This is a genomic window from Aeromicrobium piscarium (genome assembly GCF_007421815.1).
GTDB lineage: Bacteria > Actinomycetota > Actinomycetes > Propionibacteriales > Nocardioidaceae > Aeromicrobium > Aeromicrobium piscarium.
Genome location: NZ_VLNT01000022.1, coordinates 1 through 24757, shown reverse-complemented (window position 1 = coordinate 24757; position 24757 = coordinate 1). Strand labels below are relative to the sequence as shown.

17 protein-coding genes and 2 pseudogenes are annotated in these 24757 nt (G+C 65.9%); 14 read left to right on the top strand and 5 right to left on the bottom strand.

Features of this window, described 5'->3' with window-relative positions; all coding sequences use genetic code 11:
• Nucleotides 1-141: 141 nt before the first annotated feature.
• Entirely contained in the window at nt 142-1143 is a 1002-nt protein-coding gene (locus FNM00_RS19305) for a DUF222 domain-containing protein (RefSeq protein WP_143914684.1), read from the bottom strand.
• Here FNM00_RS19305 and FNM00_RS16740 point away from each other — a divergent pair.
• A pseudogene (locus tag FNM00_RS16740) lies at nt 1052-1855 on the top strand (integrase core domain-containing protein); the annotation flags it as partial. The gene FNM00_RS19305 and the pseudogene FNM00_RS16740 overlap by 92 nt on opposite strands.
• Before the next feature lie 887 nt (nt 1856-2742).
• Entirely contained in the window at nt 2743-3381 is a 639-nt protein-coding gene (locus FNM00_RS16735; protein WP_221933790.1) for an Ltp family lipoprotein, read from the top strand.
• Between the two features lie 222 nt (nt 3382-3603).
• Here the strand turns inward: FNM00_RS16735 and FNM00_RS19085 are convergent, their stop codons facing one another.
• Complete coding sequence (locus tag FNM00_RS19085; RefSeq protein ID WP_221933789.1) at nt 3604-4158, bottom strand: hypothetical protein; 555 nt, start codon at nt 4156-4158, stop codon at nt 3604-3606.
• A 118-nt stretch (nt 4159-4276) separates the two neighbouring features.
• Between FNM00_RS19085 and lpdA the strand changes: the two genes are divergently transcribed.
• The 3 genes from lpdA to FNM00_RS16715 are packed head-to-tail and all read left to right on the top strand — an operon-like array spanning nt 4277 to nt 8372.
• Nucleotides 4277-5659, top strand: coding sequence for a dihydrolipoyl dehydrogenase (gene lpdA, locus FNM00_RS16725; protein WP_143914683.1), 1383 nt, complete (start codon nt 4277-4279; stop codon nt 5657-5659).
• A gap of 17 nt (nt 5660-5676) precedes the next feature.
• Nucleotides 5677-7476: a 2-oxoglutarate dehydrogenase, E2 component, dihydrolipoamide succinyltransferase gene (gene sucB, locus FNM00_RS16720; RefSeq protein ID WP_143914682.1), complete on the top strand. Its 1800-nt coding sequence runs from the start codon at nt 5677-5679 to the stop codon at nt 7474-7476.
• Nucleotides 7477-7481: 5 nt separating this feature from the next.
• Nucleotides 7482-8372 carry a TIGR01777 family oxidoreductase gene (locus tag FNM00_RS16715; protein ID WP_143914681.1) on the top strand — a complete coding sequence of 297 codons (891 nt, stop codon included), beginning with the start codon at nt 7482-7484 and terminating at the stop codon, nt 8370-8372.
• Between the two features lie 131 nt (nt 8373-8503).
• Here the strand turns inward: FNM00_RS16715 and FNM00_RS16710 are convergent, their stop codons facing one another.
• Nucleotides 8504-8917 carry a hypothetical protein gene (locus FNM00_RS16710; protein WP_143914680.1) on the bottom strand — a complete coding sequence of 138 codons (414 nt, stop codon included), beginning with the start codon at nt 8915-8917 and terminating at the stop codon, nt 8504-8506.
• A gap of 80 nt (nt 8918-8997) precedes the next feature.
• On the opposite strand from FNM00_RS16710, the gene lipB reads away from it, so the two are divergent.
• The 3 genes from lipB to FNM00_RS16695 are packed head-to-tail and all read left to right on the top strand — an operon-like array spanning nt 8998 to nt 11400.
• A complete protein-coding gene (gene lipB / locus FNM00_RS16705) occupies nt 8998-9720 on the top strand; it encodes a lipoyl(octanoyl) transferase LipB (protein ID WP_143914679.1) in 723 nt (240 codons plus the stop codon).
• 10 nt (nt 9721-9730) lie between these two features.
• Nucleotides 9731-10666, top strand: coding sequence for a lipoyl synthase (gene lipA, locus FNM00_RS16700; RefSeq protein ID WP_143914678.1), 936 nt, complete (start codon nt 9731-9733; stop codon nt 10664-10666).
• A 29-nt stretch (nt 10667-10695) separates the two neighbouring features.
• Nucleotides 10696-11400, top strand: coding sequence for a DUF4191 domain-containing protein (locus tag FNM00_RS16695; protein ID WP_143914677.1), 705 nt, complete (start codon nt 10696-10698; stop codon nt 11398-11400).
• Nucleotides 11401-11527: 127 nt separating this feature from the next.
• Here FNM00_RS16695 and FNM00_RS16690 read toward each other — a convergent pair whose 3' ends face one another.
• Complete coding sequence (locus tag FNM00_RS16690) at nt 11528-11914, bottom strand: RDD family protein (protein ID WP_143914676.1); 387 nt, start codon at nt 11912-11914, stop codon at nt 11528-11530.
• A 192-nt stretch (nt 11915-12106) separates the two neighbouring features.
• Between FNM00_RS16690 and glnA the strand changes: the two genes are divergently transcribed.
• Nucleotides 12107-13528 carry a type I glutamate--ammonia ligase gene (gene glnA, locus FNM00_RS16685; RefSeq protein WP_143914698.1) on the top strand — a complete coding sequence of 474 codons (1422 nt, stop codon included), beginning with the start codon at nt 12107-12109 and terminating at the stop codon, nt 13526-13528.
• A 441-nt stretch (nt 13529-13969) separates the two neighbouring features.
• Complete coding sequence (locus FNM00_RS16680; protein WP_143914675.1) at nt 13970-14611, top strand: DUF6338 family protein; 642 nt, start codon at nt 13970-13972, stop codon at nt 14609-14611.
• An 807-nt stretch (nt 14612-15418) separates the two neighbouring features.
• On the opposite strand, the gene FNM00_RS16675 is transcribed toward FNM00_RS16680, so the two are convergent.
• On the bottom strand, nt 15419-15736 hold the full coding sequence (locus FNM00_RS16675; protein ID WP_143914674.1) for a hypothetical protein: 318 nt from the start codon (nt 15734-15736) through the stop codon (nt 15419-15421).
• 435 nt (nt 15737-16171) lie between these two features.
• Here FNM00_RS16675 and FNM00_RS16665 point away from each other — a divergent pair, with 435 nt between their 5' ends.
• The 4 genes and pseudogenes from FNM00_RS16665 to FNM00_RS19300 form a co-directional block, all read left to right on the top strand.
• Nucleotides 16172-19282 (top strand): helicase-related protein, encoded by a 3111-nt coding sequence (locus tag FNM00_RS16665; protein ID WP_143914672.1) that lies wholly within the window; start codon nt 16172-16174, stop codon nt 19280-19282.
• Nucleotides 19282-22731, top strand: coding sequence for a type ISP restriction/modification enzyme (locus FNM00_RS16660; RefSeq protein WP_143914671.1), 3450 nt, complete (start codon nt 19282-19284; stop codon nt 22729-22731). The genes FNM00_RS16665 and FNM00_RS16660 overlap by 1 nt, the downstream gene beginning before the upstream one ends.
• On the top strand, nt 22731-23828 hold the full coding sequence (locus FNM00_RS16655) for a DUF3320 domain-containing protein (protein WP_143914670.1): 1098 nt from the start codon (nt 22731-22733) through the stop codon (nt 23826-23828). The genes FNM00_RS16660 and FNM00_RS16655 overlap by 1 nt, the downstream gene beginning before the upstream one ends.
• Before the next feature lie 372 nt (nt 23829-24200).
• Nucleotides 24201-24757: pseudogene (locus FNM00_RS19300) on the top strand (transposase family protein); the annotation flags it as partial.

The following is a 24757-nucleotide window of genomic DNA, read 5'->3' as shown; positions in this document are numbered from 1 at the left end:
TTGTCGGGTGCCGGGTTTGCGGAATTCGGGGATGCCGTCGTGTGGGTTGATACGGCATTCGAGATAGCCGTTGTGGATTTGTCGGTGATGCTCGGCGCAGACACTGATGGCGTCTTTGAGGTTGGTGGTGCCGCCCTCGGCCTAGGCGAGATCGCCGTGATGGGCCTCGCACCATCCTGGTGGTCTGTCGCAGTCTGGTGCGGCGCAGCCGCCGTCTCTGTTGGCGATCGCGATGCGTTGATATCGGGCGAAGAGACGTTCCTCGCGGCCAAGATCGAGGGGAACAGATTCCCCACCGAACACCTGTGGGAGCAATCTGGCATCGCAGGCCAGGCGTCTGACTTCGCCGGGACTCATCCGGGTTCCGTCGGTGGTGATGATTCCTGGCGCCGCGTCCTCGATCGGCTGTTCCAAATCTTCGAGGTTCATATTCACGGTGACGAGGACGTTGTTCCCGCCGTGGTTCGGCAACCGATCAGTCGGAACCCGCTCGATGAGTTCACAGAACCCCTGACCGACGCGGGTGGTGTAGTCGTCGGTACGTTCACGCCCAAGCGTCGACGCACGACGTGGCGACGCATACGCATCCAACACCGTCTTCAACATCGCAGCTTGGGCGTCGGGGATCATGAACCGGCCACTGGTGGTGCCGTCACCATTCCCCCACATGCTCAGGCGCGTGGAGTCCCAGGAGCGCTGTTCCCGCTCGACCAACAATGAGGATTCGTGCCGATCCACGTCCTTCTTGGTAGCCCATTGGTCGGCGACCCGATCCGCCCCCGCCCGCAGGTCCTTCGGCGTCAAGATTCCCGAGTCGTCGATCAGTGTCCGCTCCGCAACCGTTCGCTGCTCAGGCGTGGTCTCGGTGGGGAAGTTCTTGAGCCCGTCAGAGATGATCCGGGCCTGAGCCAGTGTCAGGTCCCCGGCTGAGAGTGCTTGGTCGGTGAGCGATTCTTCCGGGACATCCTTGGCTGCGGCGAGGAGCCGGTTCTCGGCGGTGCGGTCGTTGCCCAGGTCCCTGCCGAGCAGGTCACCGGTGGTGTTATCTCTCAGGAGGGCGCTGGCAGAGGGGCCGGCCGCGGTCCTCGAGCCCAGGTCCAGACGCCCGCGATCGAGCCCTGCCCGGTTGACCGATGAGGTCAAGGCGCAGGCGGTCCAGGTTCGGGCATCGCTGGAGGCCTCGGGTCTGGACTGCGGGCCGATCAGCGTCCACGACAAGATGAAGTCGATGGGGCTGCCGGTCGTGCCCTCGATCGCGTCATTGGCGCGGATCTTCCGCGAAGCGGGTGTTGCTCGCCTGGAGCCGAGGAAGAGGCCCCGCTCGGCCTGGCGCCGGTTCGTCTACCCGGCCCCGAACGCGTGCTGGCAGCTCGACGCGACCGAATACGTCCTGACCGGCGGGCGCAAGTGCGTGGTCTTCCAGCTCATCGACGACCACTCCCGCTACGCGGTCGCCTCCCATGTCGCCTGGGGCGAGACCGCGACAGCGGCGATCGCGGTCTTCGACAAGGCCGTCGCCGCCCACGGGGTTCCGCAGCGGCTCCTCAGTGACAACGGGACGGCTCTGAACCCGTCGCGGCGCGGGATCGTGGGCCAGCTCGTCGACCACATCGGTGCGCTCGGTGTCGAGGCGATCACCGGCAAGCCCTACAAGCCGACCACCCAGGGCAAGAACGAACGGTTCCACCAGACCCTGTTCCGTTTCCTCGACAAGCAGCCCCTCGCTAGCACCCTGGAGGAGCTCCAGACGCAGGTCGACGCATTCGACCACATCTACAACACCGAGCGCCCCCACCAAGGGCTCCCTGGCCGCGTGACCCCGCAGACCGCCTGGAACGCGACCCCTGCGGTCGAGGCGCCCCGCCCGCGACCCTCACGGCCACGACTCGAGCGGCCCGTCAGGAAGCAGCCAGTCAAACCGGCCATCCCTGACCACCTCCCAGCCGACACCCGCGTCCGGCGACTCTCCACGGCCGGCACGATCGGTCTGGACAAAGTCACCTACATGATCGATTCGCACCGACCCTTCGAGCACGTCCTGGTCATCACCGACGGCGACCGGATCATCGTCTGCGACACCCACGGCGAGGTCCTCGTCGAGCACACCCGACCAGCACCCGGAACCCGCTACGTCGGCAACGGCAGACCTCGCGGCCCACGCACCAAGAACCCCGGACCGTCACCGAAGTCCTGAGACATCGAGTGTCACCCATGTCCTGAGGCAGAACTGTCACCGATCTCCTGAGACATCACAGCAGGTCACCGGTGGAGGCGGCGCCTGCATCGAACTGGTGTTCGATACGGTTCCCACTCTAGAGGAGTGCCCCGACACTTTCCGACTTCATCCACACCCACCCCACGCGGAGTCCGTGCGTGGTAGAAAAGTGATGCCGAAACCACCAGACACCGTGCGTTTGCGCAGGTCAGCAAGTGCGCTCTCCGCAAGCGGGGATGATCCGTCGACCGGCGAGAAGCACCGAGTGCCCGCGCAGTGCTCCCCGCGCGAGCGGGGATGATCCCGCCGGTCACAACTTCCCGGAGAAGTGCCCTTGACGAGGGCTTCAGCGGAAGTGACTCACCGAAGTAGTGAAGGACCCGCACGCGCCGACTCGTCGGCTTCACGGAAAACGAGAGCGGCGCGCTCCGTCATACACACGCCCGACCAGCACGGCTGAAATGAGCGGCCGATCAGTCTCGGGAAACGTGAGACAGACAGCATTACTGGCCAGTAAGATTCCGCATATGAGCGATCAGAAGCCGAATGCTGGTTACTATCCGGCCCCTGACGGGTCAGGCCAGAATTGGTACTGGGACGGTGAGCGGTGGATCGACCCTGCTCAGACTCAGCCCGCAATGGCAGGTAACGCCCCCGAGCCTGAGCGGCCGTGGTTCAAGAAGAAGCGCATCGTGATCCCCGGTGCGCTCGTTGCGCTGATCATCTTCGGTGCCGCGTTGAGCGGCGGAGAGGGCGATGCCGATTCGCCTGCCGCATCGAGCACGCCTGCTGCCACCGAAACCGCAGATGCCGAGACCGTCGTCGCCGAGGAGCCGGAACCCGAACCGGAAGCGGAAGCGGAGCCTGAAGAGTCGATGACCGCCGGCCAGAGGAATGCAGTGAGTTCGGCGGAGGATTACCTCAGGTTCACCGCATTCTCGCGTTCGGGACTCATCACTCAGCTCGAATTCGAGGGCTACACGACCGAGGACGCGACCTTCGCCGTGGACCATCTTCAGCCCGACTGGAACGAGCAAGCTGCCAAGTCCGCGCAAGAGTACCTCGACTTCACCTCTTTCTCCCGTGTCGGTCTCATCGAGCAACTGCAGTTTGATGGCTTCTCGCCAGAAGAGGCCACCTACGGCGTCGACCAAGCTGGTCTCTAGCGTCAGGATCGATGTCGGACACACCTGGGCAACGGACGAGGCAGTGTCTCCGCCGCCGTCCGGTATCGAGCTGCCACCTCATGAACTAGACATGTGATTCTGCGGTCGCTATAGCTACCGCAGAATCACATCCTTCGTGCACCTTCGGACGAAGGATGTGCTTCCGTGGTTGTCATGGCAACCACGGAGTCACATCTTCCGTCGGGCAAGCCCGGAATGGGCTCAGTGCAGGCCGAGGGTGCGGGCGGCCTCTTCGACCTTGTCCCACTGGGTGCGGTCGCCACCACGGCGATCGGGATGCGCGGCGTTCCGCGCCCGCTTCCAGACCCGCTCGATCTCCTCGGGGGCCGGTTCCTTGCCGAGCGGCTCGGCGCCGGCGATCGACTCCAGCACCATCAGCGCTTTGAACCGGTCCGGACTCAGCGAGGCGCGCTGCGGAGACGGGGTCGTCGCGCGCTTCGCGGAGGACCGCTGGTTGTAGTCCCGCATGCGCTGCGGGTAGCCGACCCGGTTCGCGTCGTAGAGGGGGATGCCCTGCTTGCGAGCGAAGTCGGAGGCCACCTTGGGCGAGGCGATGCGCTTGCGCGTCCACTCACCGTCGCTGGCGACCAGCAGCACCGTGGTCTGCGTGACCGAGGTGGCCGGCTCGACGAAGGCCTCGACCCCGCGTCGCGACTCCACGAATTCACGTAAAGCCGCGAGATCGGCGCGCGTCGCGTCACGATCGGAGACCACAGCACCGCCGTCGGTGCGCTTGCGTTTGGAGAACCAACCCACGGCCCTAGTGTGCCCGATGGCGACCAGACGGAAGTTACCGACGCGTCGGCGACCCCACTGGGCGCAGGGGTGCCCGAAGTGACAAGATGGACGCCAGACATCCGACGGGAGGGAAGCTGTGGCCGACGCCGAACCCGGCAGCGAGTTCGACATCGTCGTTCTCGGAGCGGGCAGCGGAGGCTATGCGTGCGCGCTGCGCGCCGCACAGCTCGGTCTGACCGTCGCCCTGGTGGAGAAGAAGAAGCTCGGCGGCACCTGCCTGCACGAGGGCTGCATCCCCACCAAGGCGCTCCTGCACGCCGCCGAAGTCGCCGAGACCGCCCGCCATGCCGCCGATGTCGGCATCCAGGCCAGCTTCGACGGCGTCGACATGCCCGCGGTCAACCGGTACCGCCAGGGCGTGGTCGACCGTCTCTACAAGGGCCTCACCGGGCTCATCGGCTCCGCCGACGCGATCAAGGTCATCGAGGGCGAGGGGCGCCTCGTCGACGCTCACACCGTCGAGGTCGACGGCGTCCGCCACACCGGTCGCAACGTCGTCCTCGCCACCGGCTCGGTCCCCCGTACCCTCGGCGTCGAGATCGGCGGCCGGGTCGTCACCAGCGAGCAGGCGCTGACCCTCGACGAGGTCCCTCAGCGTGTCGTGGTGATCGGCGGCAGCGTCATCGGCGTCGAGTTCGCCTCCGTGTGGAACTCGCTCGGGGCCGAGGTCACGATCGTCGAGGCCCTCGACCGGCTCGTCCCGCTCGAGGATCCTGTGCTCGGCAAGGGCCTCGAGCGCGCCTTCCGCAAGCGCAAGATCGCCTTCCGCACCGGGGTCAAGTTCACCGGCGTCGAACAGGACGACACGTCCGCGCGCGTCAGCCTCGAGGACGGCACGCAGCTCGATGCCGACCTGGTGCTGGTGGCCGTCGGCCGCGGCCCCAAATCGGACGGGATGGGCTTCGAGGACGCGGGTCTCTCGCTGGAGCGCGGCTGGGTTCCCACCGACGAGCGCCTGCACACGAATCTCGACGGCGTCTACGCCGTCGGTGACCTCGTACCGGGCCTGCAGCTCGCGCACCGTGGCTTCGCCCACGGCATCTTCGTCGCCGAGGACATCGCCGGCTTGAACCCCGCCCCCGTCGTCGACTCCGGCATCCCGCGTGTCACCTACTGCGAGCCCGAGCTGGCCTCGGTCGGCCTGACCGAGCAGCAGGCGCGCGAGCAGTACGGCGAGGTCGAGACCGTCGAGTACAACCTCGGCGGCAATGGCAAGAGCCAGATCCTGCAGACCGCGGGTCTCGTCAAGCTCGTACGCCAAGCCGACGGGCCCATCGTCGGCGTCCACATGATCGGTGCCCGGATGGGCGAGCAGGTCGGCGAAGCGTCTCTCCTGGTCAACTGGGAGGCCTATCCCGATGACGTCGCTCCGTTGATCCACGCCCATCCCACCCAGAACGAATCCCTCGGCGAGGCCGCACTGGCCCTCGCCGGCAAGCCGCTGCACTCACACGCCTGAATCGGACAGAGGAACCCATGGCAGAGAACGTCACCCTTCCCGCCCTCGGTGAGAGCGTCACCGAAGGCACCGTCACCCAGTGGCTCAAGCAGGTCGGCGACACCGTCGAGGTCGACGAGCCCCTGCTGGAGATCTCCACCGACAAGGTCGACACCGAGATCCCCTCGCCCGTCGCGGGCGTGCTGCTCGAGATCAAGTTCGACGAGGACGACACCGTCGAGGTCGGCGAGGTGCTCGCCGTCATCGGCGAGGAGGGTGAGTCCGCCGGTGAGTCCGGCAGCGATGACTCCACGTCGAGCGAGGCCGAGGAGGAGCCCACCGAGGACGAGCCCGAGGCTGAGGAGCCTGCTGAGGAAGCGGCCGAGGAGCCGGCCGCCGAGCCCGACGAGTCCGCTCCGGCCCCGCAGGCCGAGAGCAAGCCCGCCGGTGGTTCCGGCGGCGAGGCCGTGACGCTGCCCGCGCTCGGTGAGAGCGTCACCGAAGGCACCGTCACCCAGTGGCTCAAGCAGGTCGGCGACACCGTCGAGGTCGACGAGCCTCTGCTGGAGATCTCCACCGACAAGGTCGATACCGAGATCCCGTCCCCCATCGCCGGCACGCTGCTGGAGATCAAGGTCGACGAGGACGAGACGGTCGAGGTCGGCGCCGAGCTCGCCGTCATCGGCTCGGGCGACGCCGTCCCGGCCGAGTCGTCGGAGGAGAGCGAGTCCTCCGAGCCCGCCGACGAGCCGGAGCCTGACGAGGAGCCCGAGGAGCAGCCGGAGGAGAACCCGGAGCCCGAGGCCAAGCCGCAGGCCGAGCCCGAGCTCGAGGCGAAGCCCGAGGCCGAGGAGCCGAAGCCGGCCCAGGAGCAGCCCAAGGCCGAGGAGTCCTCCAGCTCGTCGTCGGGCGACGAGGGCTATGTGACCCCGATCGTGCGCAAGCTCGCCAAGCAGCACGGCGTCGATCTGACGTCGCTGACCGGCAGCGGCGTCGGCGGACGCATCCGCAAGCAGGACGTGCTCGATGCGGCCAAGAAGGCCGAGCAGCCCGAGCCGGCCGCCGCGTCCTCGGCTCCGTCGAGCAGCGCACCGGCCCCGAGCACCGAGGTCTCGGCCCTGCGCGGCAAGACCGAGAAGGTCTCGCGACTGCGCAAGACCATCGCCAAGCGCCTCACCGAGTCACTGGAGGTCTCCGCGCAGCTCACGCAGGTGCACGAGGTCGACGTCACCGAGGTCGTGCGGCTGCGCAACCAGCACAAGAACGCGTTCGGTGAGCGTGAAGGCGTCAAGCTGACCTTCCTGCCGTTCTTCGCCAAGGCGGCGGTCGAGGCGCTCAAGCAGTACCCGCAGATCAACGCCTCGCTCGATCTCGAGGGCGGCACGATCACCTACCCGGCGGGCGAGCACCTGGGTGTCGCGGTCGACACCGAGCGCGGCCTGATCGTGCCGGTGATCAAGGACGCCGGCGATCTGTCGATCGCGGGTCTGGCCCGCAAGATCGCCGATGTCGCCGATCGCACCCGCACCAACAAGATCGCTCCCGATGAGCTCAGCGGCGGCACCTTCTCGCTGACCAATCTCGGCAGCAACGGTGCGCTGTTCGACACGCCGATCATCAACCAGCCGCAGTCGGCGATCCTCGGTGTCGGCTCGATCGTCCGTCGTCCGGTGGTCATGACCGATGAGCACGGCAACGACAGCATCGCGGTCCGCAGCATGGCGTACCTGGCGCTGACCTACGACCACCGCATCATCGACGGCGCTGACGCCGGCCGCTTCCTGACGGCCGTCAAGCAGCGCCTGGAGAGCGCGGCGTTCGAAGGCGAACTAGGCTGACGCGTATGCGTATCGTCGTCGGAGGGGCATCGGGTTTTCTCGGTGCCCCTCTGGTGTCTTCTCTGCGCGAGGCGGGCCACGACGTGAACCGCCTCGTCCGCGGTGAGGACACCTCCGCAGATGCTTCCCGTTGGGATCCCGCGAACGGCGAGGTCGACACCGCCCTCATCGGCGATGCCGATGTGGTGGTGAACCTCTCCGGTGCGCCGATCTCGCAGTGGCCTCGCACCAAGGGGCGCGAGGTGGAGATCCTCAACTCGCGGGTCAGCGCCACCGACACCCTCGCGCGGGCCATCGCGGCCGCGTCCACTCCCCCGGCCTTCCTGTCCGGATCGGGCATGTCCTGGTACGGCGTCGATCGCGGCGAGACCGTGCTGCCCGAGGGTTCGGGCTCGACCGGTGAAGGCTTCCTCGCGGAGGTCTCGCAGGCGTGGGAGGCGGCCGCGGCGCCCGCACGCGATGCCGGTGCCCGGGTGGCGTTCCTGCGCACCTCGATCGTGCTGGACGATGCCGGCGGGGCGCTCAAGCTGATGAAGGTGCCGTTCTCGCTCGGCCTGGGCGCGCGGCTCGGCTCCGGTGAACAGTTCTTCTCCTGCATCAGTCGTCGCGACTGGGTCGAGGCGGTGCACTTCCTCGCCGAGAACGACGTGAGCGGCCCGGTGAACCTGGCGGCTCCGTCGCCGCCGACCAATGCCGAGTTCACCAAGGCGCTCGGTCGCGCGCTGAATCGTCCGGCGCCGTTCGTCGCTCCCGCATTCGCGGTCAAAGCGGCCCTCGGCGGGCTCGCCGAGGATCTGCTCGGCTCGCTGCGTCTGGAGCCGGAGACCCTGCTCCAGGCCGGTTACGCGTTCGAGCACACCTCGATCGACGACATCCTCCACGCCGCCCTCGCCTGAGCAGGCCGGCCAGTCGGTGGTTGAGTAGGCCCTGGGGGCACCTCCCGCTTGCGGGGGAGGAACGAGGGCCGTATCGAAACCACGTCACCGTGTGGTGGTTTCGATACGCTCCGCGCGCAGAGCGCACTTCGCTACTCAACCACCGGGTCCCGCACGGAGGCGATGCGCCAGCGGCCGTGCTCGACCACCAGCCGCACCTCGCGCTCCTGCCACGGCTCCCGCGGCAACGCCTGCCGCTCTCCGTCCGGCAGCACCGCGACAGCCGGGCCGAGCCGTTCGCTGACGCGGAGGCGCCCGTCGGCCTCCTCGCAGGATTGCCGCTCGACGCGCCCACCCTCGATGCGCACGCCACGTCGGCGATAGTCCTCGGCCGTCGCGATGTCATCGGTCTGCGCCCGCTCGGCGTACTGCGCGGTGACTCCGTCCGGGTCGAGGCGCGCGTAAGCGACCGCACGGTGGAGGTCGAGTCCGTCGAGCACTCGGCAGGGATCGCCCGCCCCCGAGCGGGGTAACAGCACCAGGATCGCGGCCAGAAGATCGTCCATGAGCCGATCGTGCCGTGAAAGCTACTCACGGGTCGGGCGCTGTCCACAACCTCGTCGGGTGGGGAGCGTAGGCTGGTCGTGTGAGTCTTCGGATCCTCGACTCGTGGTATGGCGAGCAGGCGATCGAATATCTTGATGCCTGGGAGCTGCAGCGTCAACTGCACGCGCAGCGCGTGGCCGATCAGATCGAGGACACCACGCTGTTCCTGGAGCATCCGCCGGTCTACACGGCGGGCAAGCGCACGGAGCAGTTCGAGCGTCCGCAGGACGGCACGCCGGTGGTCGATGTCGACCGCGGTGGCAAGATCACCTTCCACGGTCGGGGCCAGCTCGTCGGGTATCCGATCACCAAGCTGCCCTCGCATGTGCTGGTGGTCGACTATGTGCGGCGCGTCGAAGAAGCCCTGATCCGGTCTCTCGCGGAGTTCGGCCTCGCCACCGGACGGGTGCAGGGCCGGTCCGGTGTGTGGCTGCCGGAGGCCCCCGGACGCGGTGAGCGCAAGATCGCCGCCATCGGCATCCGCGTCTCGCGCGGCGTCACGATGCACGGGTTCAGCCTGAACTGCGATGTCGACCTCGGCTGGTACGACCGCTTCATCCCTTGCGGCATCGCCGATGCCGGCGTCACCACCCTGAGCGCAGAACTCGGCCGCGATGTGACCGTGCTGGAGGCGGCACCGACCGTGGCCCACCACCTCGCCGAGCTGCTGACGTGGAAGCCCTACGATCCCTCCCCCGACATCGATCGCGTGGACCACCCGAGCCTCGCGATCGGAACCGTCCAACCCCCGACACCCAGGTAGGCTGGAAGAGATGACTATCGCACCCGACGGTCGCAAGATGCTGCGCCTCGAAGTCCGCAATGCGGAGACTCCCATCGAGAAGAAGCCGCCGTGGATCAAGACCCGCGCGAAGATGGGCCCGGAGTACAACGAGCTCATGAACCTCGTGAAGGGCGAGGGTCTGCACACGGTCTGCCAGGAGGCCGGCTGCCCCAATATCTTCGAGTGCTGGGAGGACCGCGAGGCCACCTTCCTCATCGGCGGTGAACAGTGCACGCGGCGCTGCGACTTCTGCCAGATCGACACCGGCAAGCCCTCGGCCCTCGACCGCGACGAGCCGCGCCGAGTGGCCGAGAGCGTGCAGAAGATGCAGCTGCGCTACTCGACCATCACCGGTGTCGCGCGCGACGACCTGCCCGATGGCGGCGCCTGGCTGTACGCGGAGACGGTGCGGCAGATCCACGAGCTCAACCCGGATACGGGTGTCGAGAACCTGATCCCGGACTTCAACGGCATCCCCGAGCTGCTGACCGAGGTCTTCGAGTCGCGGCCCGAGGTGCTGGCGCACAATGTCGAGACGGTGCCACGCATCTTCAAGCGCATCCGCCCGGCCTTCCGCTACGAGCGTTCGCTCGATGTCATTACGCAGGCCCGCGACTTCGGCCTGGTGACCAAGTCGAACCTGATCCTCGGCATGGGTGAGACCCGTGAGGAGGTCTCGGAGGCGCTGCGGGATCTGCATGCCGCGGGCTGCGATCTCATCACGATCACGCAGTACCTGCGTCCGTCGGCGCGGCACCATCCGGTCGAGCGGTGGGTCAAGCCCGAGGAGTTCGTGGAGCTGTCCGATGAGGCCACGGAGATCGGCTTCGCCGGGGTCATGTCCGGACCGTTGGTCCGCTCGTCGTACCGCGCCGGCCGTCTGTACCAGCAGGCGCTCGAGGCGAGGGACCAGGCCCGCGCCTGAGCCTGTGCCGCTGACGTAGAATCGACCGTATGTCCAACCCCGCAGCCGTGCCCCAGGGCCGCATCGCGCAGATGCGGCAGGCCTATCGCAATACCAAGCAGACCGATCCTCGCCTCGGGTGGATCCTGCTGGCGATCTGGGTCGTGGCCGCGGCGATCACCGCGACGCTGAGCACGCTGCTGGTCGGTACCGGTTGGTTCAGCATCATCCTGACGGTCTTCCTGTCGATCGCGGTGGCCTCGCTGGCCACGATCACGGTCTTCGGCCGTCGCGCCGAGAAGTCGATGTACCAGCAGGCCGAGGGCCAGCTGGGCGCCGGCGGCGCCGCGCTGACGATGCTGCGTCGTGGGTGGACGGTCAAGCAGGCCGTCGGCTTCAACAAGCAGCAAGACGTGGTGCACCGGGTGATCGGCCGTCCCGGTGTGATCCTCGTGGGCGAGGGCAGCCCCGGGCGCACCAAGAATCTGCTGACGAGCGAGGCCAAGAAGCACGCGCGGATCGTCGGTGAGGACGTGCCGATCACGATGCTGATGGTCGGTCGCGGCGAGGGCGAGGTACCCCTGCCCAAGCTGGTCAAGAAGGTCCGCAAGCTGCCCAAGAAGATCAAGGCGGCGCAGCAGACCGAGGTGCTCTACAAGGTCAAGGCGCTGGACTCGATGCGCCCGGCCGCCCCCATGCCGCGCGGCCCGATGCCCACGAGCATGAAGGGCGCCCGCAAGATGATGCGCGGCTGAGTAGCCCCCTCGGTGATTGAGTAGCCGAAGATCACAGCACGTCCGCCCGGTAACCGACTCGGTGATTGAGTAGCGACGGCGAGCGAAGCGAGCGCGTCGCGTATCGAAATCACCTACGGTGGCGAGATCACTTGCCGACGCGGACGACCTTGCTGCCGACGGCGAGGTCGTGGAGTCCTCGTCCGTCGCGCTGGATGATCGCGGGGATGACGAGGCTGAGCAGGGCGGTGCGCACGAGCCCGCGCCACCAGCCGATCGGGCGGCCGTTGACGTCGACGACGGCGAGGCGCACGAGCCGTTTGCCGAGGGAGACTCCGAGGAAGCCGATGGTCAGGCCGGTGATGACGACGAAGACGCCCTGGACGATGAAGCTCTCCCCCGGCGTCTGGGGCGGGAAGCCGGTGCCGAAGGCGGCCCAGGCGAAGGCCATCGCGAGGGTCCAGTCGATGACGAGGGCGAGGAGTCGGCGGCCGGGCGACGCGTCGTATAGGTCGGGTGAGGGCTCGTTCGGCACGTCGCGAGCCTACCGTTCGCTCCCCTGCCGCCCGTTTCGCGATCGGCGACTGAGCCTCGATCTTTGTAACATCGATGAAACAAACCAGTGATGGTGGAGTAATCACGCCCGCCTAGGCTCACTGGTGACGCTGATGAAGCGTCGCTGTCGATGTATCACAATGACCCGCCCCCGGCGGTCGAGGAGGCCCAGATGTTCGGCAATGCCGACGAGCTGTTCAGATTCATCAAGGACGAGGGTGTCGAGTTCGTCGATGTCCGGTTCACCGACGTGCCGGGTATCCAGCAGCACTTCACGGTTCCGGTCTCCTCGTTCGACGAGGGTGTCCTCGACAGCGGCCTGGCCTTCGACGGGTCGTCGGTGCGCGGCTTCCAGAGCATCGACCAGTCCGATATGGCGCTGTTCCCCGACGTCAAGACCGCGTACCTCGATCCCTTCCGGGCGCGCAAGACGCTGGTCATGGACTTCTTCGTGCACGATCCGATCACCGGCGAGGCGTACTCGCGCGATCCGCGCAATATCGCCCGCAAGGCCGAGGCGTACCTGAAGACGACCGGCATCGGCGATACCGCGTTCTTCGCGCCCGAGGCCGAGTTCTACATCTTCGACCGCGTCAGCTTCGGCACGAGCGCCAACAAGTCGTACTACGAGATCCAGTCGGCGGCCGGTGCTTGGTCGACCGGTGACGACATCGTCGACAACCGCGGCTACAAGGTGCGCTACAAGGGCGGCTACTTCCCCGTCGCGCCGACCGATCACTTCACCGAGCTGCGCGACGACATGATGGCCAACCTGGAGACTGTGGGCCTCACGGTCGAGCGTGGTCACCACGAGGTCGGCACCGCCGGTCAGGCCGAGATCAACTACAACTTCGACACGCTGCTGAAGTCGGCCGACGATGTCATGAAGTTCAAGTACATCATCCGCAACACGGCGTGGGCCGCGGACAAGACCGTGACCTTCATGCCGAAGCCGATCTTCGGCGACAACGGCTCGGGCATGCACTGCCACCAGTCGATCTGGAACAACGGGGAGCCGCTGTTCTACGACGAGGCCGGGTACGGCGGGCTGTCGGACATGGCACGCCACTACGTGGGCGGCATCCTGCGCCACGCGCCGAGCCTGCTGGCGTTCACGAACCCGACGGTGAACTCCTACCACCGTCTGGTGCCGGGCTACGAGGCCCCGATCGCGCTCGTCTACTCGGCGCGTAACCGTTCGGCCTGTGTGCGCGTGCCGATCACGGGCAACAACCCGAAGGCGAAGCGCATCGAGTTCCGCTGCCCCGATCCGTCGGCCAACCCGTACCTGGCGTTCTCGGCGCTGCTGCTGGCCGGTCTCGACGGCATCAAGAACAAGATCGAGCCGCCCGCGCCGGTCGACAAGAACATCTACGAGCTCCCGCCGGAGGAGTACGCGGAGATCGACCACGTGCCGACCTCGCTCGACGCCGTCCTCGACTCCCTCGAGGCCGACCACGAGTTCCTCACCGCCGGTGACGTGTTCACGCCCGACCTGATCGAGACGTGGATCGACTACAAGCGCACCGAGGAGATCGCCCCGGTCCAGCTCCGCCCCCACCCGCACGAGTTCGAGCTCTACTACGACATTTAACAGGCTCCGCAACCCCGAAAGGGCCTCTGACCTGCATGTTTGCAGTGTCAGGGGCCCTTTCACATGAGCTCCAGAGACCCAAGTACCGCGGAATTACCGGAGGAGGTTCCGTTGAGCTACTTAAGACGGTCGGAGTTGGTCGATGCGAGCCGCATCCTTACCGTCGGTTGAACCGTCGACACGCTGCGATCCCCTTCGGTCAAGGGGGCGTCGGACACGAGACAATGGGCTCATGTCAGATCCTTCGTCGAACGCTCCCGCCCCCACTATCGAGACCCGCGAGACGGCCGCGCTCACGGGCTCCGGAGAGATTCGCGAGGGCGTCCAGGCCATCACGACGACCGGCGTCCCTGCGGGCTACCAGCCTCCTGCGGCGGCCCTACTCCAACCGTCCGCTTCTGAGCCGGCCGTACCAGAGTCGCCCAGTAACTAGAGCCTCCGATGCTCCCCACGGGCGTCGCCGCCTTCGTCGCTCTTTCGGCGCTCATTCCTGCTTGGTACTACGAGCGCCGCACCGAATCCAGTCGACCACGCAGCAGCCGGTCCAGCCTGACCGAGGTACTTGAGCTGCTCGCGGTCGCGGCCGTAACAACGGGGCCACCCGCGCTCGCTGCCGCACTCGCGCCCGAGAGTTGGCGAAAGAATGTCTTCGATCCTGCAGATTGGTTCATCAACGGCACGCCCTATCTTGCGGAGCACCTCAGGGGTGCGGCTGTCCAACTGGCTCTGATCCTGATCTGCGCCATGCTGATCGCGGAAGGACTCGCTTGGCTAACGCGGAAGGGCGTCCCAGACGAGTTCCATCCCTCTGGTGCGGTCTGGAGCCGGGCGCTCGCCGAGCGCCCGAAGGGCACCTACCCGTGGGTTGGCGTTATGCTTGCGGACGGGACCCTTGTGGAGGGCGTGCTGAAGACGATTGACCTGAGCTCAACCGGCGATGATCGCGACCTTGCGCTAACGGCTCCAATTCGCGTCACTCCTACCGACGGGGTTGCGCAACGCCACCCCCATCTCGACCGATTGGTGGTCCCCGCTCGGGAGATTCGATGGATCAGCGCCATGCACCTACCGGAGAAGGTGTAGTTGCTACACACCAGCCGATAGGTACGACCTGTCCACCTCGACAAGGCAGTAGCTATCTTCGCGGCGCACGAATGCGACCGTCGGCACCGGTGTCGAAGGACTCGACGTAGATTCCTGGTTCGTAGAAGCCCATGAGCGTTCCATTTCTTTGTAGACGGCCGTGACTGCGGCGCGTGAGGTCGTCCCTGTCCGGCCGTAGGTGCCGAGAGTCGTCTTGGCCGACGTAAGGCGCAGCCGGACCTCGACACCTTCACGTCGAGCCTGCTGACGGTGAGCAGCGATGCGAAGTAATACCGCAGGTCGTGGAACCGAAATCCGTTTGGCAAGCCAACGACCGGGATAGCAGCACGCACGGAGCACTGGATCGTCCAGGATCCTCGGGCGTTGCCACACTCATCGTTGATGAGATGGTTGCCATCACCAGCGCACGGCCTCCTTGAGCAGTCGTGCCATGTCGAGCGCGATCGGGAATCGCCCGCCCACTCCCGTTCGATTTCTTTCGACAGTTTGTCGCCCCGCTGAGCGGTCGGCGCGACAATGCCGACCTCGGAGTCAACCTCAGTCACCCGCAGGGCGGCGGCCTCGGCCAGCCGCCGCTCGCGTGGGCGCCAAGCAGGATCACCAGCTTCACCCCGGGCGGCACGGCGTCGTAGAGCGCCACACCTGCTCAGTCGTGGCGACGTACGGCCCCTGCGTGCCCATGCCGGGTGACGTACGACGCGAACACGGGTTGCGCACGACGAGCCCGTCGTTGCGAGAGCCGGGAGTACAGCGCATAGACCTAGGGACCGACGCGGCCTTGCGTCTTCATCTTCGCGCTCCACGCGCGCACATCGGGTTGACCGCCGAGAGCAGCACGGCCTCGAACTCCGCGCAGACGACCTTCAGATGCACTGCGGCAATCTTCACCGTCGACTCGCGGCGGGTTCGGCCATCCAGCCACTTGTCGCACCTCTGCCTCACCGTTAGCTTCTGATCCTGCGGCGCGACGTGTTCGCCGCGCAGGAGCGAGGCGAGCTGGCCGTCGAGCCACTGCTGCGCGTCAGCCCTGCGGTCGAAGGGCCGCAGGGCCTCACGGCCACCATCGTTGACGTACCGCGCCGACCACCGCGTGACCCCAGCCACGGCCTACGGCACCTCGATCATGGTGCCGTAGGTTGCCCTTGACGCGCTTGCGCCAGCGGTCCTCGACGTTGCGCCGCGGTCTGGGAGACACGTAGCTGCTACTAACGCTGCCGTCGAATCGGCGTCGCACTGCTCCACGAGCCATCGGAACACATCGGCTCGGACATAGCGCAGCCGCCGTCCGATGACGAAGCCGCGCGGCCTGGTGCCGAGGACACGCCAGTAGCGTAGAGATGCCACCGGCATGCGTAGCAGCTCGGCGCGTTCGACGATTCGGTCGTCGTTCCAGACCCGCAAGGCCGTCGCCGACGCCCTCCTCACGAAGGTCGGGCTCTCGAAAGACCGGCCTTCCCGGCGGCATCGGGCTGTTCGTCCGATTTCGTCGGAGCTGGCCAATAGACTTTCGGACGAGCAAAGGATCAAGGGGACGAGCACGTGGCAACACCAGAACAGTTCATCGTCGACAACACCGCAGAGGACTGGAAGGCACTCCAGTACGTCCGCGAGTGGTGCGACATCAGCTCCGCGATCGACATCGCCACGGGCCACTTCGAGATCGGTGCCTTCCTCGCCCTCGACGGCGCATGGCAGAAGGTCGACAAGATCCGCCTCCTCATCGGGGGCGAGACCAGCCGCACGACGGCCGACGCGATCGCCGCAGCCCTCGACACATCGATCGTCGTCGAGCGGCAGACCGGCGATGCCTTCCTGACCGGCGTCGATGCCGTTGTCGACGGCATCCGCACCGGCAAGATCGAGATCCGCGTCTACAAGCCGAAGAAGTTCCACGCCAAGGCCTACATCACCCACAGCAAGCTGAAGGTGGTCGGCTCGGCCGCTCTCGTCGGCTCGTCCAACTTCACCCGCCCCGGCCTCACGCAAAACGTCGAGCTCAACGTGAAGTTCCAGGGCCCGGAGGTCGCCGACCTCCAGGAGTGGTACGAGCAGCACTGGGACGAGGCGACGCCGGTCAACCCCGAGTTGCTCGCCGTGCTGGAGCACAACGTCCGCGAGTTCACGCCCTTCGAGGTCTATGCCAAGGCCCTGCACGCACTCACGGCCAACGTCGACCCTACCGACAAATCATGGGAAGAATCGGAGTCGACCGTCTACCCGCTGCTCGCCCCCTACCAGCAGGAGGCGTTCCACTCGCTCGTCGAGATGTCTCGCCGCTGGGGCGGCGGCTTCCTGACCGACGGCGTCGGTCTCGGCAAGACGTTCGTCGGCCTGATGCTGACCGAGTACTACGCGGTGCGTCACAGCAAGAACGTGCTCATCATGGCGACCAAGACCGGCCAGGACGCGGTGTGGAACCCGGAGATCAAGGAGAAGCTCCCCGAGCTGTACGGCGGGCAGTTCTCCAACGTGATCGTGAAGGCGCACACGGACCTCACCACGAAGGCCGGTGCCGAGGAGATCGAGCACCTCGCCAAGCGCGCTGATGTGGTGATCATCGACGAGGCCCACAACTTCCGGAACCACGGAAGGAAGCCAGATGAGGACGACGAGCAGAACCCATGGGGCTCTCGCTGGTGGCGCATGGAGAAGATCTGTCAGGGCAAGATCGTCTTCAACCTGACCGCGACGCCGATCAACAACTCGCTCTTCGACCTCGTCCACCAGGCCGAGCTCTTCACCGGCGTCGACGCGGACGACCACTTCACCAGCATCGGCATCAACAGCCTGCGCAAGTACTTCGTTGCACTGGAGAAGCCGTTCAAGGCAGCCGTCCCGGATGCCGCCGCCATCGCGGACTTGATGACCAAGGACAAGCTGTTCCAGTCGATCATTCACCAGAACAGCCGCAAGTACGCTGTCGAGAGCTCGAAGGTTGTCGGCGGCTCGGAGGTCGTCTTCCCCGACACCCAAGTGCCGCGTGTCGTCCCCTACGACTTCGGCACGCTGTACTCCCCTCTCTTCACCGAGCTGCAGAACGCGTTCAGCCGCTCGACCCCGCTGTTCGTCCTCCCGATGTACTACCCCTTGGCATTCTCCACGAAGAAGGACGTCGACACCAAGGCCGAGAACCGTCAAAAACAGGTCGTCGCCCTGATCCGGACAATCTTCCTCAAGCGATTCGAGTCGAGCCTGGCTGCCTTCGCGGGCTCCTGTCTCGATCTGTCGGCGAAGGTGCTGCACTGGCTCGACGTGAACACCAAGATCGACCCCGACCAGGAGAGCCGCCTGGTCGATTGGCGTGCAGCCAACGAGCTCACGCTCGAAGCCATCCACGACCGCTATCGCGCCACGCTGGAGGAGGTCTGGCACGAGGAAGACCTCACGGAGGAGGCGCTCAGCGAGCTCGACTACAACCTTGTGGGCGGCGACTACAAGCTCCAGGACATGATCGACGCTGCCTTCGAGGACCTCGATCAGCTCAAGCGCTTCATGGACCTGATCCTGGGCGGCGCAGGGGTCGACGACAAGTACCTGCGACTCCGCGACCTGCTCATCGGACGTTCGGGCAAGCCCAAGAAGGGCCAGGAGGTGCTCGACCCGGAGGTCTTCACGCCGGAGTTCCGCGCCGAGCGGGTGATCGTCTTCACCGAGTTCGCCGACACTGCCCGCTACCTTGAAGAAAGCCTCCGGAACGACGGCCTGACCGACGTCGATCGGATCGACGGTTCGCGCACCGCCGGCTCGTCGCGCTACGAGATGATCAAGCGGTTCGCCCCCTTCTACAACAAGGTGTCGGCTGCCGACCGCACGAAGCTCGCCCCTCTCCGCGTGCTGGTCTCCACCGACGTGCTCAGCGAGGGCGTCAACCTTCAGGACGGCACCCTGCTGGTCAACTACGACATCCACTGGAACCCCGTGCGTTTGATGCAGCGCATCGGCCGTGTGGACCGCCGGATGAATCCGGTCATCGAGAAGGAGCTGGTCAAGGAGCGGCCGTCGGCCAAGAAGTCGCGCGGCCACATCCAGATCCGCAACTTCCTGCCGCCGACGGAGATTGAGGACCTCATCAAGCTCTACAACCGCGTCCACGGCAAGACCCTGATGATCTCCAGCACGCTCGGCATCCCGGGCGGCAAACTCATCGACGAGTCGGACCTGTATGACGACGTGAAGGTCTTCCAGGCCTTCAAGGACGAGTACAACGGCGACATCGCGCCCATCGAGGAGCTTCGCCTCAAGTGGTTGACGCTCGCCAAAGACAACCCCGGGCTCGAGGAGCTCGTCGACCGCCTTCCCGACGGCATCTCCGTCGCCAAGGACGGCAAGCCCGCAGGCGTCTTCGTGTGTCGCCGCATCCCGGTGCTCACCAAGGCCGCTGACGAGGCCGAGGCAGAGTGGAGCATCGAACCGGGCGAGATCCAGTGGTCGTTGCGCACACCGGACGGCGACGAGCACGGGCTTCATGCCATCGACGCCGCCATCGCTGCTGAACCGACCAACCAAGCCAAGACCTTCAGCGACCGTTCCAAGGTGCACTCCGCGCTCAGGGAGTTCGAGCGGGATGAGACCAAGCAGCTTCGCAAGGAGACTCAGATGCCCCTCAATGCGCCTTCACCCAAGACACTGTGCTGGATCGAGGTGCAGTGATGGTCGCCGACGCCAAGCTGCGCGAGCTGATCCGCAACGCTCCGAAGGACACCTGGGCGCTCATCGACTTCCTGCGTGACGGCCTCTCTTGGCCGCTGCCTGACGTAACCCTTCTCCAGTCCGACGACATCCTCATCGACTGGAAGCCGGAGGAACTGCACCTCGACCCCGCTAAGGTCGCCAAGCTCATCGACATCACCCAGCTCCCGCCGCTGACGGCCAAGCAGAACTTCGGCGTGTTCTTCCTGAACTTCGATGGCAATAACCTGCCAATCACCGCAGTTCGGCGACTCGTCCACCGGCTCGTCAGTAACAAGCGCGGGAAGGGTGCCGGCACCCACCCAACGTGGGCGCTGGACGACCTCCTGTTCTTCTGCTTCGCCAACGGCGACGAGAAGGTCATTCACGTTGTGAACTTTCGCGAGAAGGACGGCAAGCGCGTCCTGCGTGTCCTCTCTTGGTCCGACAAGCCCACCGAGACTCGCCTCGATCTTCTGGTCCGCAAGGCCGTCCCCGAGCTCTCCTGGACCACCGACGACGCACCACTGCTTGTCGTTGACCCCGCAGGCAGCCGTGCGCTCGCCAACTACCGAGAAGGCCTCAGAAACGCGAAGCAACTCTCCCGCAGAATGGCAGAGGTGGCCCAGGACGTCCGTGACGAGGTCGCCGACCTGCTCACCGTCGAGACCAAGACCGGACCGATCCGCAGCCTCTATCGCGACGTTCGTGAGCAGCTGCTCGGTGACATCACCCAGGAGCGCTTCGCCGACGTCTACGCCCAGACCATGGTCTACGGCCTGCTGACAGCACGCATCGCACACCCAGAGCAGTTCGAGTCCGAGCAGTCGCTCGCGGTAATGAAGTTCGACAACGAGTTCCTCGACGCCATCTACGCCCGGTTCCGCGAGGGATCGGACGGCATTATCGACGTCGACGAGCTCGGTCTCGCCGACCTGGCCGAGCAACTTGCCGGCACCGATGTCGACGAACTCCTCGCCGACTTCGGCGCCGACAACCAGCGCGACGACCCAGTCGTCTACTTCTACGAAGAGTTCCTCTCGCAGTACGACCCCGTGCAGCGCAAGGACCTCGGCGCCTTCTACACCCCCAAACCGGTCGTGCGCTACATCGTCAAGACCGTCGACGACGCGCTGAAGTCCTTCGGGCTGCCGCTCGGCGTCGCGGACCCGACGACCTGGGGCGAGTACGTCAAGGCCCGGCCCGACATCACGATCCCCAAGGGCGCGCTTCCGGAGGACTCCGTCGTCTCCATGTTCGACCCCGCCAACGGCACCGGCACCTTCCTGGTCGAGTGGCTCGAGCAGGCGAAGCGGAACGCCGGCGAGGTAGGCCTCAAAACCGCGCTGAGCCACGCCTCGGCGCTGGAGATCTCCCTCGCTTCCTACGCCGTCAGCCACCTGAAAGTGTCACTCGACCTGCCGGAGGACCTCCGAGAGCAGGAGCGCATACCCGTCTTCCTCGGCGACACCCTCTCCGAGAAGCGCGTCGCCCGCATCAGCGGCCTCGACGACCCCATCGGCGCCGAAGGCGTCCAGGCAGACCGGGTGAAGTACGACTGGCACCACAACGTGCTCATCGGCAACCCGCCCTACGACCGCGTCGAGAGCCAGGGCACGGGCGGATTCATCACTGCGGTTACCAAGGGCAACAAGGCGCTCGGAGAGCGCTCGCTGTTTGACGACATCTTCGACGACGCAAAGAAGCACGTCATCTTCAGCGCTCACTCTAGCCTCTACAACCTCTACGTCTACTTCTGGCGGTGGGCGATCTGGAAGGTGTTCGAGGAGAACACCGGGCCCGCCGTGGTCTCGATGATCACCGCCTCCTCCTGGCTCGATGGCCCCGGCTTTCTGGGCCTCCGACGGCTCGCTCGCGAGGTGGCCGATGAGATCATCGTCGTTGACCTTCACGGCGACAACAAGGGCACCCGCAAGGACGAGAACGTCTTCGACATCGAGTCCCCCGTCGCCATCGTCACCCTCATCCGGCGCGGGAACGGTGATCGCACCAAGCCCGCACCTGTGCACTACGCCAGCTACCGGGGCACCCGAGCAGAGAAACTCGACGCGCTTGCTGACCTGGCCGTAGGGACGACGCCCCTAGAGACCGCCGAGGCGTCACCGGATTGGCACGCCCCCTTTATCCCGGCAAGCGGCGGACTCGACTGGGCGGCGCACCCCAAACTCACCGACCTGTTCCCCTGGCAACAGCCAGGTTGTAAGTTCGGGCGCACCTGGCCAATCGCGACTACCCAGGACACTCTTAGTCGACGCTGGACAGCACTGGTGGACGAATCCGACATCAACAAGCGCAGCCAGCTCTTCGTCACTCCTAGTTCGGGACGCAACATCCACACTCGCGTCGGCGACTTCGATCGGATCGCCGACCTGAAGGCGGGTAGTTCTCATCAGCCGATCGCGCGCTACGCCTTTAGGTCCTTCGACCGCCAGTGGGCATTCGAGGACCCCCGAATGGCTAAGACGGAGAGTCCTTCGCTTTGGGAGAGCGTTAGCTCTCAGCAGGTCTTCCTCGGCTCGTTCACGACTCGCCAACTTGGTTCTGGGCCCGCGGCGACGGTGACGAAAGCGGTCCCAGACTTGCACTACTTCCGCGGGTCTTACGGTGGTAAGGACATCATCCCGTTGTATCGGGACGCCGCTGGCACCCCAAACGTCGCGCCCGCCACGCTGAACGTGCTGAGCGAAGCGCTCGGCGACAAGGTGACCGTCGAGCAGCTCTTCGCCTACACCTTCGGCGTACTCGCCGGCACCGACTACACCAACCGCTTCCACGAGGCGCTGGAAACGCCCGGGCCTCGTGTTCCTCTCACCTCCGACCCCGACCTGTTCGCGCAGATGGTGGCCCACGGCTCGAAGCTAATCTGGCTCCAGACCTTCGGCGAGCGCTTCGGCAGCGGCGAGCTGCCGACTGCCGGAATCGGTTGGAAGTCAGAGCCCTCTCACCTCCCCGAGGCCAAGGCGGACATCAAGTACGACCCCCCAACCGAGACGTTGAGCGTGGCGGACGGCGCACTGACCGGCATACCCGAAGCCGTCTGGAACTTCGAAGTCAGCGGGATGGACATCGTCGCCAAGTGGCTCGGTTACCGCATGGCTAAGCCTGCCGGCCGCGCCGCATCCAGCGACTCACCTTTGGACCACATCCGCCCGAGCACCTGGGCGCCCGAATGGAGCGCCGAGCTCGTCGAGATCGTCGCAGCGATCCGCGAGACGCTGGCACTCGTCCCCGATGGCGTCGCGCTGCTCGATGACATCATCGCCGGGCCGCTTATCGCTGCCGATGATCTCCCGGCTGTCCCTGCCCCCCTTCGCCAGCCTCCGAAGGCTGGCAAGGTCGCCGCCGGGCAGGACTCACTCACCTTTGATGATGGCATGCTGCCCGGCACCAACGAGGGCGGTCTCTTCTGATGACCTTCAAGCCCAACCTCTCCGTCAAGGAGGGCCTCGATCACCTCGCCAGACGACTCGATCCGATCATCGGCGATCGTCTCGCGTCCAATCTTGGCGGCCACCCGTGGACCGTGGTCTTGGAGATCCTCGACCAGAAGAAGGGGTACTCCAAGGGCTACAAATACTGGACCTATGACCTTCAGGCCCAGCTCCGTATGCTCACCGAGCGACTCGGCGACTTCGGCTACCCGTTCGATGACCGACAACGGACAGTGAGCACGATCGGCAACGAGCTGCGGATCGTCCGTAAGCAGATGGCCCACATGCACGAGTTCTCCGTCGAGGAGGCGTTCCGCGCGAACGACTTCGCTGTGCGGCTCTTGGAGCAATTCGGAGACGCAGACGGCTTGGAGGAAGCCAAGCGCATCCGACACGAGGCTCTCGCTGCGCTGGCCACTCAGGAGGGCATGACAGAGCAGGTTGCTGCCAGGACCGCCTCGACGCCTGCGGCGTCGTCCGAGGAAGCACCCGCCGTCGCAACCGCGACGGAGACCGAGTCCGTCGTGCCTGACCCCGAGGTGTTCGTCCGAGAGCCGAGCGTCATCGGTGACAAGGGCCTTGAGTTCGAGCCCTGGTCCGTCGTACAGGTTGGCGGCGTCGACGTGCTCGACGACCTCCCCAAGAAGGTGGCAAAGGAGAAGGTTCGCGCAGTAGCTGTCGAGGTCGCCACATACGAGGGCCCGATCCATCTCGACCGCCTCACCGACAAGACGGCACAGTCGTTCGGACTCCAGCGCGTCCGCTCCAACCGCGCGAAGAAGATCTCGTACCAGATCCAGCAGGCTGGCCTGTTCGTCGATGAGGACAAGTTCGTCTGGCCCCGCGAGATCGACCCGACGACGTGGGCCGAGTTCCGGCCCAACGACAGCACTGCCGATCGGCCGTTCATCCACATCAGCCCGATCGAGATCGCCAACGCCGCCCGCTTCATCGCGGCCAACCACCCCGACATCACCGAGGACGCCCTTGACGTCGCCATCCTTCAGACCTTCGGCCGAAAGCGCCGCACCAAGCAGCTCGCTGCCCACCTCGCCAAGGCGAAGGACTTGTTGTGAGCATCCTCTACCGCGCTGTCTGGACCGACGCCAGGATGTCCGGAGCCCGATGTCGTAGATGAGCTGCACCGTTGCGCCGCCGTCTGGGCCCAGGAGACCTCGGATCCGTCGCCGCTGGTCGAAGGGCAGACCGAGCTGGATGTCTCGCAAGGCCGAAACCGTCATGTCGACTACCGGCCGGTGAGCGCCGATGCGTTCGAAGTCACAGTGAGCGACCAGAAGCCAGGAAACGCAACCGCCTGGACGACCACTATCCGCGTCGTCGCCGATGAGTCAGGAGTTCACACACTCGTTGAGAACCGCATGGATTCCAACGACCTGAAGCGCCCCAGGTTTGATGCCGCATCCTTTTGAGTTGGAAGGATGCGAACCATGCCGAAGAAGATCGATCCCGCGGTCAAGGAGCGGTGCGTGCGGCAGGTGCTGGAGCACCTGCCGGAGTACTCGTCGCTGACCGCGGCCGCCGAGTCCGTCGCTCGCCGCGAGGGGCTCGGGAAGGAGACCGTGCGTCGCTGGGTCGTCCAGGCCCAGATCGACGGCGGCCAGCGCCAGGGAGCCACCAGTGAGGAGCTCGCCGAGATCAAGGACCTCAAGGCCAGGGTCCGCCGACTCGAGGAAGATAACGAGATCCTCCGCCGGGCCTCGATTTTCTTCGCGGCCGAACTCGACCCCCGCAATCGATGATCGTCGCGTTCATCGACGAGCTGCGGGCCGAGGACCACGCGGTCGAGTCGATCTGCCGGGTCCTGCGTGAGCAGGGCTGCCAGATCGCCGCGCGGACCTACCGCGACTGGGCACAGAACAACCGCTCGGTCGCCGCCCGGACCATCACCGACGCACAGGTCACCAACCAGGTCCGTGACCTGGCCTGGACGATCGACCACGAGGGCGTGCGCAGGATGACGCCCGAAGGGCTCTACGGGCGTCGG